This window comes from Micromonospora chokoriensis, from assembly GCF_900091505.1.
Taxonomy (GTDB): Bacteria; Actinomycetota; Actinomycetes; order Mycobacteriales; family Micromonosporaceae; genus Micromonospora; species Micromonospora chokoriensis.
The window spans coordinates 1,777,520-1,794,527 of record NZ_LT607409.1; the positions used below are offsets into that span (position 1 = coordinate 1,777,520).

Sequence of the window (17,008 nt, forward strand, 5' to 3'; positions counted from 1 at the left end):
AGATCACCGGGTACCGGGTCGCACCCCTGCGGCGGCGCGGACCGCTGCGTACGCGTCGACCTGACCGACGCCGGTGACGTTCGACGGGGTGCCGCAGTCGTCGGACGGGTTGCGGGAGCGGTAGGTGGGGGTGGCCGCCGTGGCGGTGTCCCGCAGGATCTGCCGGGTCCGGGTCACGTCGCCGACCAGCGCCGGGTTCGCCGACCACATCAGGGCGACCACCCCCGCCACCTGCGGGGTCGCCATCGAGGTGCCGTCCAGCGCCGCGTACGTGCCACCCGGCATGGCCGACACCACGCCCACACCCGGCGCCAGCACGTCCGGCTTACCCGCGCCCGGGACCGGCCCCCGCGAGGAGAACTCGGCGACCCGTCCCTGCGAGTCGACCGCGCCCACGGTCAGCACGTCGGGGAACGGGGCCGGCGGGTCGTCGATCGACGCGCACCACGGGCCGGTGTTGCCGGCCGCGGCGACCACGAAGATCCCGGCGGCGTCCAGTGCCGCGGTGGCCGGGCGCAGCACGCGCCGGTCGCACCCCTCGATGGGTGGGCAGCCCCACGAATTGGTCAGCACCTGCGGCGCGCGCTCCGGGCGGCCGTCCGTGAACGGGTCGCCACCGGTCGGGAACGGGGCCAGCATGAACTGGAGGCAGTCCAGGTAGTGCCCGGGGCTGCCGAGGTTGCGGTCCAGGTTGACGCAGCCCACCCACTGCGCGTCCGGGGCCACCCCGATGCCGTCCCGCCCGACCGCGCTGCCGACCGTGTGGGTGCCGTGCCCGCCCTGGTCAGTGGGGTTGCGGGTGCCGTCCCACGGGTCGTACCAGGAGTCGTCGCCACCGCGGAACTGCGCCCGCAGCGCCGGATGGGTGCCGTCCACCCCCGAGTCCGAACTACCGACCACGATGCCCGATCCGGTCACCCCGAGCTGGGACCAGACCTTGTCGGCACCGATCTGGCTGATGTTCCACTCCGGACCGGTGGGCCTGGGCGCGGTGCCCCGGCTCGGCCCGGCCGGGGCCGGCAGCGGACGGAGGCGTTGGCTGATCAGCACCCGGTCCACCTCCGGTCGGCGGGCGAGCCACGCGCGCACCGCCGGGCCGCCGTCCACCTCGACGGCGTTCACGAGGTAGTACGACACCGGGTCGAGTCGCAGTCGGTCCAACTCCCGGACCAGGTCGGCCTGGCTCTGCTCGGCGGTCGTCACCAGCCGCCGGTAGACCTCCGTCGCCCGGGCGTCCCGACCGGCCCGACCCGCGGCGCCGGTCGGCAGACCGGTCAGGTCCGCCTGCGCGCGCAGCACCACCAGCAGCCGCTCGCCGTGGAGGCCGGGCTGGCCGGGGCCGAGGTCGACCACGCCGAACGCCACCACCATGACCACGGCGGCCACCGCGGCGACCCGACGGTTCGGGGTACGCGCCGACGGCCGGGCGAGCAGCACCGCGTACCCGATGGCGACCAGGACGGCGACGGCGAGCCCGGCGCCGGCGGCGGCCGCCACCCAGAACGGAACGTCCCGGGTGCCGACCAGCAGCAGGCTGATCTCCTCCGGGTCGGTGAAGGCGAGCGGGCCGAGCGCGGTCAGGCCCACGAGCCAACCGGTCGCCGTCCGGCCGGCGCGCGCGGCGTCGGCCGGCTCGACGGTGGGCCGCCAGGCCGCCGCCCACAGGGCGGCCAGTGCGAAACCCGTCGGCGGCAGGGTCCACAGCGCGGGCAACTGGGCGCCGGAATGGCCGGTGCCGGCCGCGAGCAGCAGCAGCGCCACCCCGGCGACCAGGCCTCCGACCAGCACCAGCCGGACCGGCCGGGGTGGCCGGCCGACCGCGAACCGGGTCCAGAACGTGGCGTCCAGCAGGGTCGCGGCCAACAATCCGAGCGCGGCGGACGCCAGCAGCGCGAGCAACGTCTCCAGGAGCCCGCCGAGCGCGCCCAGCCAGGCCCACGGCAACAGCGTCGCCAGGCCGGCCGCGACCGCGAGCAGCGGCACCGGCCCGGGTCGGCGTGCACGCCCGGCCGACTCTGCCCGGACCTCGGTCCCGGTCCGCGCGGCGTCGTCGGCCCCGGCCCGCGCGGCGTCGTGGGCTTGGGTCTGCGCGGCGTCGTCGGCCTCGGCCCGTGTGGCCTCGCTGTTGTCGGTGGGTGCCGTGCCGCTGACCGCTTCGGCCGGTCCCTGGTACGCCTGCTCGCTGGTCGACCGGCGGACGACGAGCGCGGTGAGCGTGGCCACGGCGGCCAGCGCGGCGAGGTACGCCTCGTGGTGCACCGGCGGCACGACCCGCAGCGCGGTGAGCGCCCCCAGTGCGACGGCCCCGACGAACCAGACCCGCCCGGTGGCGCGGACCGTTGTCGACCGGGGCACGACGGCCAGCAGCAGGGTGGGAGTGCCCACCAGCACGACAGCGGCCAGGCCGAGCACCGGCCAGAGCCAGCCGACCCGATCCCGTCCGAAGCCGAGCATCACCTGGTCGGTGACCCAGCCGCCGGACTGGACGGCCACGGTGACGGCGACGGTCCAGCAGCCGACGAACACGGCCGCCACCGCCGACCAGGGAAAGCCGCGGTGGTTGAGTCCGGGGTGCGAAGGCTCACCGTGCATCCGAGAACCTTACGACCACGACGAAGGGTTTCGACCCGACCGCCGGGTCGCGGGGTATCAGAGCCGTGCAGATCTTGGACAGTTTCCGTCAGCCGATGACGGAAACTGTCCAAGATCTCCGGTCGGGCGGCCTGCCAGGAAGTCGGACGGTTTTGATCAATGGCAGGCTCTGCTCGGGGCGGGGCGGGGCGGGGCGGGGCGGGGCGGGGCGGCCGGAGGCGTCGGAGCGGCCGGGCGCGCTTCAGGTCGGGCGACGAATGTCGACAGGCTGGCGCAGGGTTACCGTGGACGGGTGCGTGACCCCAACATCTCCCGATCCGTCGCCGGCCAGCTGTCGCCGGTCCGCCGTGCGTCCGACCTGCGTCGACTGCGCGCCGAGCGCTTCGACGTGCTGGTCATCGGGGGCGGGGTGACCGGTGCCGGCGCGGCCCTGGACGCGGCGTCCCGGGGCCTCAAGGTGGCCCTCGTCGAGGCGCGCGACCTCGCCTCCGGCACCTCCAGCCGGTCCAGCAAGCTCATCCACGGTGGCCTGCGCTACCTGGAGCAGTTGGAGTTCCACCTGGTGCACGAGGCACTCACCGAGCGCGGCCTGCTCGCCACCCGACTCGCGCCGCACCTGGTGCGTCCGGTGCCGTTCCTGGTGCCGTTGCCGGCCGGGCGGGGCCTACGCGACCTGCCGGCCCGGATCTTCCGCCGCTCGTACTACGGCGCGGGCGTGGCCACCTACGACGCCTTCGCGGGGCTCTTCGGCGGCGGCCGGGGGATGCCACTGCACCGGCACCTGACCCGGGAGAGCGCCCGTCGGATCTTCCCGAGTCTGCGGGCCGACGCGCTGGCCGGGGCGATCCGCTACTACGACGGGCAGGTCGACGACGCCCGCCTGGTGGTCACCCTGGCCCGCACCGCCGCCAGCCTCGGCGCGACAGTGGTGAGCAGCGCCCGTGCCGTCGGGCTGATCCGGCAGGCGCGTGAGGTGACAGGTGTCCGCGTACGCGACCTGGAGGCGCCGGCGGGCTCACCGGACGCGGAGTTCGAGGTGCACGCCCGCACCGTCATCGCCGCCACGGGTGTGTGGAGCGACGACATGTCCCGGATGCTCAACGACGTGGGCCTGCGGCCCGGCATCCGGGTGCGTGCGTCCAAGGGTGTGCACCTGGTGGTGCCCCGGTCGGCGATCACCGGTGAGACCGGGCTCATCCTGCGTACGGCGAAGTCGGTGCTCTTCGTCATCCCGTGGGGCGGGCACTGGATCATCGGCACCACGGACACCGACTGGCGGTTGGACCGGTCCCACCCGGCGGCCTCCGCGAGCGACATCGACTACCTCCTCGACCAGGTCAACACGGTGCTGGACCGTCCGTTGACCACCGCCGACATCGAGGGCGTCTACGCGGGGCTGCGGCCGCTGCTGGCCGGCGAGGCCGACTCGACCTCGAAGCTCTCCCGCGAGCACGCGGTCTTCGAGCCGATGCTCGGGTTGCTGCTGGTCGCCGGTGGCAAGTACACGACGTACCGGGTGATGGCGTCCGACGTGGTCGACCGTGCGGCCCGCAGGCTCGGCGGGACCCGCCCGTCGCGTACCGCCGACCTGCCGCTGCTGGGCGCCGACGGGTACCCGGCGATGTGGCGGGACCGGGCCGACCTGGCTCGCCGGCACGGCGTGCCGGTGGGTGTGGTGGAGCACCTGCTGGAGCGGTACGGCAGCCTCACCCGGGACCTGCTGGCGCTTGTCGACGCCGATCCGCTGCTCGCGTCTCCGCTGGCGGGCGCCCCGGAGTACCTGGCGGCCGAGGTCGCGTACGCGGCGCGGGCCGAGGGCGCGCTGCACCTGGAGGACGTGCTGACCCGACGGACGCGGATCTCGTTCGAGACCAGTCACCGGGGGTTGGAGTCGGCGGAGCACGCCGCCGAGCTGATGGGCGCGGTGCTCGGCTGGGACGCGGCGACCCGGGCCCGCGAGGTGGAGCACTACCGCGTCCGGGTGGAGGCGGAGCGGCAGTCTCAGTTGATGCCGGACGACGCGGCGGCGGACGCGGCCCGGCTCGGTGCTCCGGACGTTCGGGGTTACGCGGCCGACCGGGGTGGCGACGACGACCAGGCGGAGCTGCGATCGTCCGCTCGATGACGAATTGCGACGTTACCGATGGGTAACCATCGATACCGACCCGGATGGTGGTTTCGAACGCTACCTACGGTGGGGTAGGTTTCCGCGCGTGCTACCCCGCGCGCACCCACGTCTGCTCTCACCCCTCCTCGCCGTCGCGCTCGCCGGTGCCCTGACCGGGTGCTCGCTGTTCGCCGGCGACGAGCCGGGTAAAACCGTCGCGCAACCGACCGCAGCCGCGGCGGGAGGTGGGTCACAACTGGAGATACCCACCACCGTCGCCGCAGGTCAGGTCAGCCTGATCCAACGGCTCGGCGAGGACGGTCCACTGCGCACCCTGAGCGTCGAGCGCAACGGCGCGTGGCAGTGCCTCGACTGCGCCGGCGACGGGGTGACCTCCCGGGGCACCCTCGCCCCGGAGTTGACCGAGCGGCTCCAGGTGCTGCTCGCCAACCCGGCGCTGGCCGACGAGACCGACCAGGCCCGGCGCTACCGGACCACCTGCATCGACGCGCTGACGTCCAGCCTCATCACCTCGGCCGGGCTGATCACCTCGCAGGACTGCCCGGGTGAGGAGCGCACAGCTGTCGCCGGCGAGATCCTGCTGCTGCTCACCCAGGCGACCCCGGCCGAGGTCAAGGGCTGACCCCAGCCGGTCAGAGCACCTTGCCCGGGTTGAGCAGACCGGCCGGGTCCAGCGCCGACTTGATCGCCTGGTGCACCCGGACACCGACCGGCCCGATCTCCCGGGCCAGCCAGTCCCGCTTGAGCAGCCCCACCCCGTGCTCGCCGGTGCACGTGCCGCCCAGGTCGAGGCCGAGCCGCATGATCTCGTCGAACGCCCGCCGGCCCCGCTCCACGCTCGCCGGGTCGGCCCGGTCGACCACGATGTTCGGGTGCATGTTGCCGTCCCCGGCATGCCCCACCACGCCGATCGGCACCTCGCACTCCGCCGCGATCCGGGCCACCCCGTCCAACAGCGCCGCGAGCGAGCCGCGCGGCACCGCCACGTCGTCGATCACCAGACCGCCGTTGCCGCCCGGGTACGCGTCGGCGGCGAACTTCTCCATCGCCGGGTGCGCCAGCCGACGGGCCTGCAGAAGCGCCGCCGCCTCCACCGAGTCGGTGGCCGCGTAGACCTCGTCGGCGCCGGCCGCCTCACACACGGCGGCCAGGCCGGCCAGGTCGTCGGCGGCCCGGGGGCCGGTGTCCGCCGCGGCCAGCAGCAGCGCCTGCGCGTCGGTGCGCAACCCCATCGGCTGGTACGCCTCGATCGCCCGCAGGTGGGTCTGGTCGAGCAGCTCCAACAGGCTCGGGGTGAGGCCACGAGCCGCGATCTCGGCCACCGCGGCGCCGGCCGCCGCGGTGGACGGGAAGACCGCGACCAGGGTCAGCGAGTCGGCCGGCGCGGGTCGCAGCGCCACTGTCACCTCGGTGATCACGCCGAGGGTGCCCTCCGAGCCGACGAAGAGCCGGGTCAGGTCGTAACCGGCCACCCCCTTGGCCGTACGCCGACCGGTGCGCAGCACCTCACCGGAGGCGAGCACCACCTCCAGGCCGAGGACGTACTCGGTGGTCACGCCGTACTTCACGCAGCACATGCCACCGGCGTTGGTGGCCACGTTGCCGCCGATCGTCGACGACTCCCAGGAACCGGGGTCCGGCGGGTACCAGAGCCCCTGCTTGGCGACCGCCCCGGCGAGCGCCGCGTTGACCACCCCCGGTTGGACCACGGCGATGCGGCTCACCGGGTCGATCTCCCGGATCTCGTCCATCACGACGGTGCTGATCACCACCGCGCCGTCCACCGCGTTGGCCGCGCCGGCCAGCCCGGTCCGCGCGCCCTGCGGCACCACCGGTACGCCGTGCCGCGCCGCCGCCCGCACCACGGCGACCACCTGTTCGGTGCTGCGCGGGCGGGTCACCACGAGCGGGGTGCCGGCGGCGCACAGGTCGGCCTCGTCCCGCTGGTGCATCCGCAGCAGGTCCGGGTCGGTGAGCACGGCGTCGTCGCCGAGCGCGTCGCGCAGGTCGTCGAGGAGATCGGTGGGGGCCATGCAGCCGAGGCTAGGTCGCCGGCCGCCGATCATCAACATGATCGACTACGCGGGATAGCTTGGGCACCATGCTCTACCTGGACCGGCCTGCCTGGCCGTGGCGCGGTCGACTCTGGTCGCACCTGATCAGCGACGTCTCGTACGCCGAGCTGCACGCCTTCGCCGAGACGCTCGGCGCGCCCCCGCGCGGCTTCGACCGGGACCACTACGACATTCCGGCCGACCGGTTCGCGGCGGCGGTGTGGCTCGGCGCCCAGGTGGTGCCGAGCCGGGAACTGGTCCGGCTGCTCCGCACGGCCGGGCTGCGTCGCCCGAAGCACCTGGTCAGCCCTCGTCCTCCGACTCCCCGCTGAGCGCGGCCAGCTCGCGGCGCAGGTTGTCCCGGGCGGGCTCCTCCCACCGACCGGCCAGCGGCGGCAGGCGGAACAGCGCGGGCAGCGCCAGCAGACCGGTCAACACCGCCGCCCGCCCGGCCCGGAAGGCGGGCTCCGGCACGTGGGCGTACTCCCGTCGGATCGCCGCCGCGTAGCGCTGATACCCGGCCGCGGGCGTGGCCAGCACGGCGAGGTCCGCGTCGCAGAGCAGCGCGCCGTCCCGGTCGCCCGGCGCCACAGCGTGCCCGGCGGTGAGCAGCACCAGCCGGCGCACCTCGGAGACGGAGGACGCCGGCACCCCGAGCCCGGTGAGCACCTCGTCGGCCAACGCGGCGCTGTCGTGCTCGTTGGCGTACCCGGGGGCTCGCGGGTCGTAGACGGCGTCGTGGAACCAGGCCGCCAACCGCACCAGGTCGACCTGGCCGGCGAGGTCGGCGTGCTCGTCCACCACGTCGAGCACCGCCGTCAGGTGAGCCGGAGTGTGATAGTGCCGGTGCGGCTCCCGCCACCGACCGAGCAACTGCTCCCCCGCACCGCCCGACGACGCGTCCGGGGACGCGCCAGCACCCCGGACCGCTGTCCGCCACCGATCCAGCAGATCAATCACCGCCCGAGTCTGCCGCATCCGTCCGCGACGCGCGCGAAGGGAGGATTCAGCGGGCGCACCACGGGTAGTCGCGCCCATGGCCGTGGCCCGGGACAAGCGACCGCCGGTGGTGCGACGTACCGCGCTGCGTGACGGGCTGGTGGACATCGACGGTGCCCGGATCGCCGAGGCGACCGAGCAGCTGCGCCACCGGAGCCGAGCCACCCTGCACGACCGCCTGCACCGGGTGCGGATGGCGGGCGGGCTGGCCGTGCAGGCCGGGCTGGCTGCCGGAATCGCGTACGTGATCTCGCACAAGGTGCTGGGCAACCCGCAACCGGTCTTCGCGCCGATCTCCGCGGTCGGCACCCTGGCGGCGTCGGTGGGCCAGCGGTTCCGCCGGACCGTCGAGTTGATCGTCGGGGTGGGGGTGGGGGTGGCCGTCGGCGACCTCTTGATCTATCTGCTCGGCACCGGAGCCTGGCAGCTCGGTCTGGTGGTCACTGTCGCGATCCTCCTCACCATCTTCGCCGGGGCGAGCGTGGCCATCGTCATCCAGGCGGCGGCCACGGCGGTGCTGATCGTGACGCTGAGCCCCTCCACCCAGGACCTGGAGATCCCCCGATTCGTCGACGCGTTCCTCGGTGGCGGGGTCGCCCTGCTGGTCACGGCACTGCTGCTACCGCTGAACCCGCTGCGGGTGATCAACCGGGCCGCCCGGCCGGCGCTCGACCTGCTCGCCACCCAGCTCGACGTCACGGCGGACGGTCTCCGCAGCCGGGACCGGGCCACCATCCAGGGCGCCTTGGAGAGGCTGCGCGACAACAAGGAGGAACTGGCCACGTTGGGCGAGGCGATCGAGGGCGCGAAGGAGACGGCCACCCTCTCCCCGGCCCGCTGGCACCGCCGCAGCGAGCTGATCCACTACGCGGAGGCGGCCGACCCGATCGACCGGGCGATGCGCAACAGCGGCACCCTGATCCGCCGGTCGGTCACCCTCGTCGAGGACGAGGAACCGGTGCCCGACTCGATGCCGGACGCGGTCGGTCACCTCGCCGAGTCGGTCCGGCTGCTCAAACACGAGTTCGCGGCCGGGGACGAACCGGAGAAGGCCCGGGAGCGGTCCCTGCGGGCGGTCAGCGAGGCCGGTCGGGCGTACGGCGCCGGGGTCGGCTTCTCCGGCAGCGTGGTGGTCGCCCAGATCCGCACCACAGCGAGTGACCTGCTGGTGGCCTCCGGGATCGAGCAGGAGGAGGCGAACCGCTGGATCCGCACCGCCTTCGGGGAGCAGGAACGGCCGGTCGCCGAGCCGGCCAGGCCCGACGAGACGCCGAAACCGCCCACCGCCCCACCCGTCGGCTGAGCCCTCACCCCAGGTCGGCCAGCGCGGCGAGCAGCTTGTCCACCTGCGCCTCCGTGGTGCCCAGGCCGATGCTGGCCCGCAGTGCCGTGGACGGCAGGTCCCGTCGGCCGGTACGCCCCGCCGCCTCGCTGAGCAGACGTCGCGCCAGCGGGTGGGCGCAGAACAACCCGTCGCGTACGCCGATGTGGTGCTCGGCGGCCAACCGCGCGGCCACCGCACTGGAATCCCAGCCGACGACCACGAACGAGACGATCCCGACGCGGGGCGCGTCCGGGCCGAAGGTGCGCAACTCCACGACGTGCGGCAGAGCGGCGATGCCGGTCCGCAGTCGGGTCAGCAGCGCCTGCTCGTGAGCGGCCAGCGCGGCCCGGTCGGCGTCGTCGAGCGCCGTGCACACGGCCGCCAGCGCCACCGCGCCGAGCAGGTTCGGGGTGCCGCCCTCGTGCCGTGCCGGCCCGGTCGCCCAGTTCACGTCGTGGGTCGCCGGTCCGACGTGGCTGGTGGCACCGCCGCCGGCCAGGTACGGCGGTGCGGCGTCCAGCCAGTCCGCCCGGCCGATCAGCACACCCGCACCGAACGGCGCGTACAGCTTGTGGCCGGACACCGCCAGGTAGTCGACGTCCAGCGCGAGCAGGTCGACCGGGGCGTGCGGGGCGAGCTGAGCGGCGTCCAGCACGATGCGGGCACCGTGCCGGTGCGCCACCCGGGCCAGCTCGGTGACCGGCCACAGCTCCCCGGTCACGTTGCTCGCACCGGTCACCGCGACCAGCACCGGCAGCGCCGGGTTACTGCCCCGGCGTAGTTCGGTGAGGGCGGCGGCGAGGTCACGTACCGCGGCGTCCGGGTCGGTGGGCACCGGCAGCCGCACCGAGCCGCGCGGCCAGGGCAGCAGGTTGGCGTGGTGCTCACCGGCGAAGGTGACCACCGTCGTGCCGGCCGGCAGGGCCCGTGCCAGCAGGTTCAGCGCGTCGGTCGTGTTGCGGGTGAAGAACACGTGATCGTCGACTCGGGCGCCGAAGGCGTCACCGACCGTCTGCCGGGCCTGCTCGTACGCGAGGGTGCAGCGTCGGGACAACGCTCCCGCCCCCCGGTGGACGCTCGCGTACCAGGGCAGCAGCTCGGCCACCGCGTCGGCGGCGGCCCGCGCGCACGGCGCGCTGGCGGCGTAGTCCAGGTTGATCTCGCCCGGTACGCCGAGGACGTCGAGCGGCCCCGACGAGGCCGGCTCGGGCGCGGCTGGCTCGGTTGCGGCCGGCTCGGGCGCGGCGTCGACGCGGGTGGGCAGCGAGGGGAGAAGAGTGACGGGCACGCCGGAACCTCCGGGGTCAGGGACCCCGGGTGCACTGTCGGGACGGGGTCCGCGCTTGCCCAGCACACCGATCGGGCTGGGCCCGGTCATCACCCGGGGCACCCCACCGCGAACTCGACGAGGGTTGCCGGCCAGCAAGCCGGGGCTTCGCGCTGGCACTCGTGACCTGCCGGCAGCATAGCGGCTACCGATGCGACCGGACCAGCCGGCGGCGGATGGCTACGCTGACCGCATGGCCGACACCCCGCCCGGTTCACCCCTGCCGTCGCCGCCCGCATCCACGGCCCCGCCCGTCGTCGACGCGCCCCCGATGCCGCGGCGCCGACTGGGCTGGCGGCGGTTCCTGGCGCTGGCCGGGGTGGTGCTGCTCATCGCCGCCTGCGCGGTGTTCATGGTCTTCACGCTCGGCCAGTCGCTCGGCGCGCAGGCCCTGCTCATCGGGGTCGCCGCCGCCATCCTGCCGGTGCCGGTGCTGGTCGCCTGTTTCCTCTGGCTGGACCGGTACGAACCCGAGCCGCTGAAATATCTGATCTTCTGCTTCGCCTGGGGCGCGTTCGTCTCCACCGCCGCCTCGCTGACGGTGAACGACTTCGCCGCCGGCCGCTTCGCCGACTGGGGTCTGCCGGCCGCGCTCACCGGGGTGCTGGTGGCGCCGTTCATCGAGGAGTCGACGAAGGCGCTCGGCCCGATCCTGCTGCTGGTGTTCCGCCGGCGCGAGTGGTCCGGGATCACCGACGGCCTGGTCTACTGCGGGCTGTCGGCGGTCGGTTTCGCCATGGTGGAGAACATCCTCTATTTGGGCGGGTTGGGTTACGCGTCCGGTGTCGACAGGTATGGCCCCGCCACCGGCATCCAGCAGGTCATCGCGATCTTCATCCTCCGGATCCTGCTGTTCGGGTTCGCCCATCCGCTCTTCACCTCGATGACGGGTTTCGGCCTGGGCATCGCCGCGCGGACGGCGGACCGGCGGGTCCGGGTGCTCGCCCCGATCGCCGGCCTGCTGCTGGCGATGATGTTGCACGGCACGTGGAACCTGCTGCCCACGCTCACCCAGGCCACCGGCGAGGCCGTGATCATGCTGTACGGCTTCCTGGGCCTGATGGTGCCCGTCTTCTTCGGCACCGTGGGGCTGGCGGTGTGGCTGCGCGCCTGGGAGGGGCGGCTCACCGAGCGCGTCCTGCCGGACTACGTACGCGCCGGCTGGCTGAGCCCGCCCGAGGTGGCCGCGCTGAGCAGTCTGGGGCGACGGCACGCGGCCCGCAGTTGGGCGCGCCGGGTGGCCGGTGACGCCGGGGTCCGGGCGATGCGTGGTTACCAGTCCGCCGCCACCCGGCTGGCCCTGCTGCGCGACGGCACCCTGCGGGGTCTGGACCGGAAGGCCGCCGACCAGGAACGGACCGCACGGGAGGAGCGGGAGCTGCTGGACGCGATCAGCGCGTACCGGTCGGTCTTCGTCGGTCGGGATCCGCAGGCCCCGGCGGGGCTCTGGGACGGCAGCCGCTACCACCTGCGCTTCCCGGACGGCCACCAGCGTCCGGTGGACGCGCCGGACGAGCCGGTGGTGCCGATTCCGGTGGTGTTGGCACCCGCGCCGCCCCCGGTCGGGTACGCCCCACCCGGCTGGCCCGGCCTGCGCCCGCCCGCGCCCTGGCCCCCGGGTCACCACTGACGGCGCGTGCCGCCGACCGCCGGCTCAGGTCATCAGCGAGGTGAGGAAGTCGCCGAAGCCCTGGAACATCGCGATCAACGCGGCCCCGATCGCCCGGAACATCTGCGCGGCGCCGTCCGGCCGGAAGGCCACGAAGTAGATCAGGAACGCGACGAAGCCCCAGGTCAACAGCTTCTTCACGAATACCGGCATCGTCCCTCCCCAGGGCCACGGTCGCCGGATGGCTTCCCGTCGTGCAGCCGGGCAAACGGTGCGCGGCAGGGGGAGGGTGGGTCAGAGGTAGAGGCCGGTGGAATCGTTCTCGATCCGCTCGGCGGCCACGGCGTGCACGTCGCGTTCGCGCAGCAACACGTACCCGCGGCCGTGCAGCTCGACCTCGGAACGGTCGTCCGGGTCGAAGAGCACCCGGTCGCCGGAGACGATGGCCCGCACGTTCGGGCCGACGCCCACGGCGGTGGCCCAGGCGAGGCGTTTGCCGACCGCGGCGGTCGCCGGGATGACGATGCCGGCGGTGGAGCGGCGTTCGCCCTCGCTGCCCTCCATGCGCACCAGCACCCGGTCGTGCAGCAGGCGGATCGGCAGGCCGGCGTCGAGATCGTTGTCGGCGGTCACGCCGCAGACGCTACCGTGTGGCCGACGGCGCGCCGCCGGTGGTTACGCCGGTGGTGGCGGGGGCACTGTGTGGCGGAACTGCCCTACGGTGTCGGCAACGGACGTATGCTGTCCGACCTGCCGCCGTGGGTGGACCGGTCTCTTCTGCCAGGAGGTGCGCTTGAGCCGCTTCGAGCGGGTACGCGGGCGGCTTCGCCGCGCCTACCAGTCGCGACAGCAGTCGGCCCGTGCCGACGAGGGCACGCTGGACGACGTGTCGACGGGCGCCCGGGTGGCGTCTCCGGCCGTACCGGGGCCGACCGCGCCGCCGAGTGCGTCGGTCTACGGGGCCGAACCTCCTGTGGACCTGCACAGTTCGACCTCCAGCCGGGACGACGCCGACGTCCCGCACGGGCTGCGGATCGCCGCCGCGTGGTGCTGGCGGCTGATCGTGATCGGTGTGGTGGCCTGGGCCCTGCTCCGGATCGTCGGCACGATCAAGATCGTGATCATCCCGTTGGCCATCGCGCTGCTGCTCTCCGCGCTGCTCGCGCCGGCGGTGGGCTGGCTGCTGCGGGCCCGGTTCCCCCGCTCGCTGGCGACGGCGGTGGTGCTGGTCGGCGGCCTGGTCGCGGTCATCGGCACGCTGACGCTCGTGGTCAACGAGTTCATCCGGGGCGTGCCGGAGTTGAGCGCGAAGTCCTCGGAGGGTGTCCGGCAGATCCAGAACTGGCTGAAGACGGGCCCGCTGCACCTCTCCGACACCCAGCTGGACCGTTACATCGACGAGGCGCAGGGCTGGATCAACAACAACACCTCGAAGTTCACCAGCGGGGCGCTGAGCACCGCGGCGACGCTGGCGGAGGTGCTGACCGGCACGCTGCTCGTGCTCTTCGCGACGTTCTTCTTCCTGCGCGACGGCACCCGGATCTGGCGTTTCCTGGTCCGTCTGCTGCCGGTGGCCGCCCGGTGGAAGGTCGACGACGCGGGTCGGGCCTCCTGGCAGACGCTTGTCGCCTACGTCCGAGCGACCGTCCTGGTCGCCTTCATCGACGCGGTCGGCATCGGCATCTTCCTGGTCATCTTCGACATCCCGTTCGCCTTCCCGCTGGCCGCGCTGGTCTTCCTCGGCGCGTTCATCCCGATCGTCGGTGCGGCGCTCTCCGGCGGCGTCGCCGTGCTCGTCGCGCTCGTCGACAGCGGCCCGGTCACCGCCCTGATCATCCTGGGCGCGGTGATCGGTGTGCAGCAGATCGAGGGGCACGTGCTCCAGCCGCTGATCATGGGCCGGGCGGTCGCCCTCCACCCGCTCGCGGTCATCATCGGTATCGCCGCAGGCGTCGTCCTCGCCGGCATCACCGGCGCGCTGGTCTCTGTGCCGCTCATCGCGGTGCTGAACACCGCCGTCCGTCGGCTCGCCGCCCGAAGGGTCCCGGACACCCCACCCGACGCCGTGGTCGTCGCCGCCCAGGCCCCGTAGGACCGCGCCCGCCCCATGCGGGCCGCCGGGCGGGGCGCTCCTCAGTGCATGTGGGTCAGGACTTGGCGAGGCGTTCCAGGGCGCCGCGAGCCACCTCGGGGCGGGTCGTGTACCAGAAAGGCGGCAGCGACCGCCGCAGGAACGGCCCGTAACCACGAGCCGTCTCCAACCGGGAGTCGAGCACCGCGACCACGCCCTTGTCGCCGGTCGCGCGGATCAGCCGGCCCACACCCTGAGCCAGCCGCACCGCCGCGATCGGCACGCTGACCGCGGCGAAACCCGAGCCGCCGCCCGCGTCCACGGCAGCCGCGCGGGCCGCCGCCAGCGGCTCGTCCGGGCGCGGGAAGGGCAGCCGGTCGATGACGACGAGCTGACACGCGTCACCCGGCACGTCCACGCCCTGCCACAGCGACATCACACCGAACAGGCAACTGGCCCGCTCCTCGCGGAACCGGCGGACCAGCAACGGCAGGGCCTCCTCGCCCTGCAACAGCACCGGCAGGTCGGTCCGCGCGCGCAACAGCTCCGCGGCCTGCTGCGCGGCCCGCCGGGAGGAGAAGAGCCCGAGGGTACGACCACCGAGTGCTCCGACCAGCCCGAGCAACTCCTCTCCGGCAGCCTCGGGCAGCCCGGAGACGCTGGGGCGGGGCAGGTGCGCGGCGACGTACAGGATGCCCTGCCGGGCGTAGTCGAACGGCGAGCCGACGTCGAGTGACCGCCACCCGGGGCCCTCGGTGGCCGGTACGACGGCACCGGGGGTCACGTCTCCGGCCAGTCGACGGCCCGGTGTCTCGGCGACCGGACGACCCGGGCCGGTGCGGGCAGCCAGCGCGGCCGACGCGGGGGACGGCGGCGCGGGCGGGGGAGCGTCCAGCCCGAGGGCGCGGGCCACCGTGTCGAAGCGCCCGCCCAGCGCCAGGGTCGCCGAGGTGGCGACGACGGTGCGCTCGTCGTACAGGTGGGTGGCGAGGGTGCCGGCCACCGAGAGCGGCGCGACCACCAGGGCCCGGCGACTGCCGCTGTCGTTCTTCTCGACCCAGGCCACGTCGTGGTCGCCCTCCTCCAGCAGCCGCTGCGCGGTGGTGGAGAGTTCGTCCAGCGCGGCCTTGGCCTGCTGTTTGCGGACCGGGTCGGGGTCGTCGGCCTTGATGTCGCCGATGGCGTCCAGGGCGGAGCGGGTCGCCGCGTCGAGCAGCGTGCACGCCTCCCGCAGGGGTGTGGGCAGCCCGGCGGTGAGGCGCCCGGCCGGTGCCTCGGCCAACCCCACCGCGAGGGCGTCACCGGCCGCGGTGAGCGCTTCGGCGGTCTCCGGTCGCAGCAGTGTGCGGGCCCGGCGGGTGGTGCGGTCGATCAGCTCCGGCACCAGCTCCGCCTGGGCCGCGGAGGAGACCCGGTCGGCCAGCTCGTGCGCCTCGTCGACGATGAGCAGCTTGTGCGGCGGGACGATGTGCCGGTCGGCGAGCATGTCGACAGCGAGCAGGCTGTGGTTGGTCACCACGATGTCCGCCTCGCGGGCACGGGCCCGGGACGCCTCGGCGAAGCACTCCTGCCCGAACGGGCAACGGCTCGCACCGACGCACTCCCGGGCGGGCATCGACACCAGCCGCCAGGCCTGGTCGTCCACGCCCGGGTCCAACTCGTCGCGGTCGCCGGTGGCGGTCTTCTCGGCCCAGTCGCGTAGCCGCTCGATCTGCTTGCCCAGCCGGCCCGCCTCACCGAGCCACTTCGTCCCCCCGCCCGGGCGAGCGGCGGGGGCGTCGAAGAGGGTGTCCTCCGGCTCCTCCTCGGTGGAGTTGTCGAGTCGGGCGAGGCACAGGTAGTGGTGGCGGCCCTTGAGCACCGCGAAGGTGGGCCGACGACCGAGCACCGGCTCGACCGCGTCGGCCAGTCGGGGCAGGTCGTGGTCGACGAGCTGGGACTGCAACGCCAGGGTGGCGGTGGAGACCACCACCGGGCCGTCCACGGTCAGCGCCGGCGCCAGGTAGGCCAGCGACTTGCCGGTGCCGGTGCCGGCCTGCACGAGAAGGTGCTCACCGCCGGCCACGCACTCCTCGATGGCCGTGGTCATCTGCAGCTGGCCGGGACGTTCCGCGCCGCCGGGCACCGCGCCGACCGCCGCCGCCAGCAGCTCCGTGCCGCTGGGTTGGGCACCCCGCCGCCGGCCCTTGGCACGGGCCGACGGGGTGGCGGAACCGGTGGCGGTGCGGGGCGGAGTCACCGTGCGACGGTACCCGTCGCCGCCGACACCGGCCGCGCCCATCCGTCGCGTGGCGCGAGGCCGGCCGGGGCGATGGACGCCGGTCCGTGCCGTCCGGTTACCGCCGCGCTACGACGCGTGGGCAGTATCGGTTAGGGTGCGAATCATGCCGAGCGACATGGTCCGAGTGATCTACCGCAAGTACGACGGCAGCGCCCACCGCGACTACCCGGCCCGCCGGCTCACCGAGGACGATCTCGGCGTCTGGCTCGGCGTGCCCGAGGGCACCGAGTCGGTCTACCACGGCCGGCCCTCGGTAGAGAAGATCCCGTTCGTGTTGCTGGTGCCCCGTCGCGCCTGGTGGACGGCCATGTTCAACCCCCCACCGCGCACCAGCGAGGTCTACTGCGACATCACCACCCCGGCCCGCTGGGAGTCCGACGACACCGTGAACCTCATCGACCTGGACCTGGACGTGGTGCGGCGTCGGGCCACCGGCCTGGTGGAGTTGCTCGACGAGGACGAGTTCGCCGAGCACCGGGCCCGGTTCGGCTACCCGGACGACGTGGTGGCCGAGGCCGAGGCGGCCGCTCAGCGGCTGTTCGGGGCTCTCGGCGACGGCACCGAGCCGTTCGCCGGGGCGTACCGCAAGTGGTTGGCTCTCGTGGTCTGACACCGCCCACGGC

14 protein-coding genes and 1 riboswitch are annotated in these 17,008 nt (G+C 73.9%); of the genes, 7 read left to right on the forward strand and 7 right to left on the reverse strand.

The window, feature by feature from the left end:
- Positions 1-3 precede the first annotated feature (3 nt).
- Positions 4-2,592, reverse strand: a complete 2,589-nt coding sequence (locus GA0070612_RS08355) for a S8 family serine peptidase (protein WP_088987392.1) — start codon at positions 2,590-2,592, stop codon at positions 4-6.
- A gap of 307 nt (positions 2,593-2,899) precedes the next feature.
- Between GA0070612_RS08355 and GA0070612_RS08360 the strand changes: the two genes are divergently transcribed.
- Positions 2,900-4,717, forward strand: a complete 1,818-nt coding sequence (locus GA0070612_RS08360; protein ID WP_088991358.1) for a glycerol-3-phosphate dehydrogenase/oxidase — start codon at positions 2,900-2,902, stop codon at positions 4,715-4,717.
- 88 nt (positions 4,718-4,805) lie between these two features.
- Positions 4,806-5,342, forward strand: a complete 537-nt coding sequence (locus GA0070612_RS08365; protein WP_088987393.1) for a hypothetical protein — start codon at positions 4,806-4,808, stop codon at positions 5,340-5,342.
- Between the two features lie 10 nt (positions 5,343-5,352).
- Here GA0070612_RS08365 and GA0070612_RS08370 read toward each other — a convergent pair whose 3' ends face one another.
- A complete protein-coding gene (locus GA0070612_RS08370; protein ID WP_088987394.1) occupies positions 5,353-6,753 on the reverse strand; it encodes an FAD-binding oxidoreductase in 1,401 nt (466 codons plus the stop codon).
- Between the two features lie 68 nt (positions 6,754-6,821).
- On the opposite strand from GA0070612_RS08370, the gene GA0070612_RS08375 reads away from it, so the two are divergent.
- On the forward strand, positions 6,822-7,106 hold the full coding sequence (locus tag GA0070612_RS08375; RefSeq protein WP_088987395.1) for a DUF4031 domain-containing protein: 285 nt from the start codon (positions 6,822-6,824) through the stop codon (positions 7,104-7,106).
- On the opposite strand, the gene GA0070612_RS08380 is transcribed toward GA0070612_RS08375, so the two are convergent.
- Positions 7,078-7,734 carry an HD domain-containing protein gene (locus GA0070612_RS08380; protein ID WP_231924509.1) on the reverse strand — a complete coding sequence of 219 codons (657 nt, stop codon included), beginning with the start codon at positions 7,732-7,734 and terminating at the stop codon, positions 7,078-7,080. The two genes, GA0070612_RS08375 and GA0070612_RS08380, sit on opposite strands and share 29 nt — an antisense overlap.
- A 139-nt stretch (positions 7,735-7,873) precedes the next feature.
- Between GA0070612_RS08380 and GA0070612_RS08385 the strand changes: the two genes are divergently transcribed.
- The gene (locus GA0070612_RS08385) at positions 7,874-9,076 is read left to right on the forward strand and encodes an FUSC family protein (protein WP_231924606.1); all 1,203 of its coding nucleotides are present in this window, start codon (positions 7,874-7,876) and stop codon (positions 9,074-9,076) included.
- A 4-nt stretch (positions 9,077-9,080) separates the two neighbouring features.
- Here GA0070612_RS08385 and GA0070612_RS08390 read toward each other — a convergent pair whose 3' ends face one another.
- Positions 9,081-10,361 (reverse strand): aminotransferase class V-fold PLP-dependent enzyme, encoded by a 1,281-nt coding sequence (locus GA0070612_RS08390; RefSeq protein ID WP_088991360.1) that lies wholly within the window; start codon positions 10,359-10,361, stop codon positions 9,081-9,083.
- A gap of 70 nt (positions 10,362-10,431) precedes the next feature.
- Positions 10,432-10,552: riboswitch (SAM riboswitch) on the reverse strand.
- Between the two features lie 23 nt (positions 10,553-10,575).
- On the opposite strand from GA0070612_RS08390, the gene GA0070612_RS08395 reads away from it, so the two are divergent.
- A complete protein-coding gene (locus GA0070612_RS08395; RefSeq protein ID WP_088987397.1) occupies positions 10,576-12,054 on the forward strand; it encodes a PrsW family intramembrane metalloprotease in 1,479 nt (492 codons plus the stop codon).
- Positions 12,055-12,078: 24 nt separating this feature from the next.
- Here GA0070612_RS08395 and GA0070612_RS31800 read toward each other — a convergent pair whose 3' ends face one another.
- Both GA0070612_RS31800 and GA0070612_RS08400 read right to left on the reverse strand, forming a co-directional pair.
- Positions 12,079-12,246, reverse strand: a complete 168-nt coding sequence (locus GA0070612_RS31800; RefSeq protein WP_167393609.1) for a hypothetical protein — start codon at positions 12,244-12,246, stop codon at positions 12,079-12,081.
- Between the two features lie 81 nt (positions 12,247-12,327).
- A complete protein-coding gene (locus tag GA0070612_RS08400) occupies positions 12,328-12,666 on the reverse strand; it encodes a GroES family chaperonin (RefSeq protein ID WP_030327790.1) in 339 nt (112 codons plus the stop codon).
- Positions 12,667-12,826: 160 nt separating this feature from the next.
- On the opposite strand from GA0070612_RS08400, the gene GA0070612_RS08405 reads away from it, so the two are divergent.
- Complete coding sequence (locus GA0070612_RS08405) at positions 12,827-14,125, forward strand: AI-2E family transporter (protein WP_231924510.1); 1,299 nt, start codon at positions 12,827-12,829, stop codon at positions 14,123-14,125.
- 55 nt (positions 14,126-14,180) lie between these two features.
- On the opposite strand, the gene GA0070612_RS08410 is transcribed toward GA0070612_RS08405, so the two are convergent.
- Positions 14,181-16,385: an ATP-dependent DNA helicase gene (locus tag GA0070612_RS08410; RefSeq protein WP_197699337.1), complete on the reverse strand. Its 2,205-nt coding sequence runs from the start codon at positions 16,383-16,385 to the stop codon at positions 14,181-14,183.
- A gap of 103 nt (positions 16,386-16,488) precedes the next feature.
- Between GA0070612_RS08410 and GA0070612_RS08415 the strand changes: the two genes are divergently transcribed.
- Positions 16,489-16,995 carry a DUF402 domain-containing protein gene (locus GA0070612_RS08415; RefSeq protein WP_088987399.1) on the forward strand — a complete coding sequence of 169 codons (507 nt, stop codon included), beginning with the start codon at positions 16,489-16,491 and terminating at the stop codon, positions 16,993-16,995.
- The last annotated feature ends 13 nt before the right edge of the window (positions 16,996-17,008 follow it).

Bases quoted from the DNA above. Each gene is read 5' to 3' on its own strand.
- GA0070612_RS08370 (WP_088987394.1), bottom strand. From the start codon at position 6,753: ATGGCCCCCACCGATCTCCTCGACGACCTGCGCGACGCGCTCGGCGAC.
- GA0070612_RS08355 (WP_088987392.1), bottom strand. From the start codon at position 2,592: ATGCACGGTGAGCCTTCGCACCCCGGACTCAACCACCGCGGCTTTCCC.
- GA0070612_RS08415 (WP_088987399.1), top strand. From the start codon at position 16,489: ATGCCGAGCGACATGGTCCGAGTGATCTACCGCAAGTACGACGGCAGC.
- GA0070612_RS31800 (WP_167393609.1), bottom strand. From the start codon at position 12,246: ATGCCGGTATTCGTGAAGAAGCTGTTGACCTGGGGCTTCGTCGCGTTC.
- GA0070612_RS08410 (WP_197699337.1), bottom strand. From the start codon at position 16,385: ATGGGCGCGGCCGGTGTCGGCGGCGACGGGTACCGTCGCACGGTGACT.
- GA0070612_RS08375 (WP_088987395.1), top strand. From the start codon at position 6,822: ATGCTCTACCTGGACCGGCCTGCCTGGCCGTGGCGCGGTCGACTCTGG.
- GA0070612_RS08395 (WP_088987397.1), top strand. From the start codon at position 10,576: ATGCGACCGGACCAGCCGGCGGCGGATGGCTACGCTGACCGCATGGCC.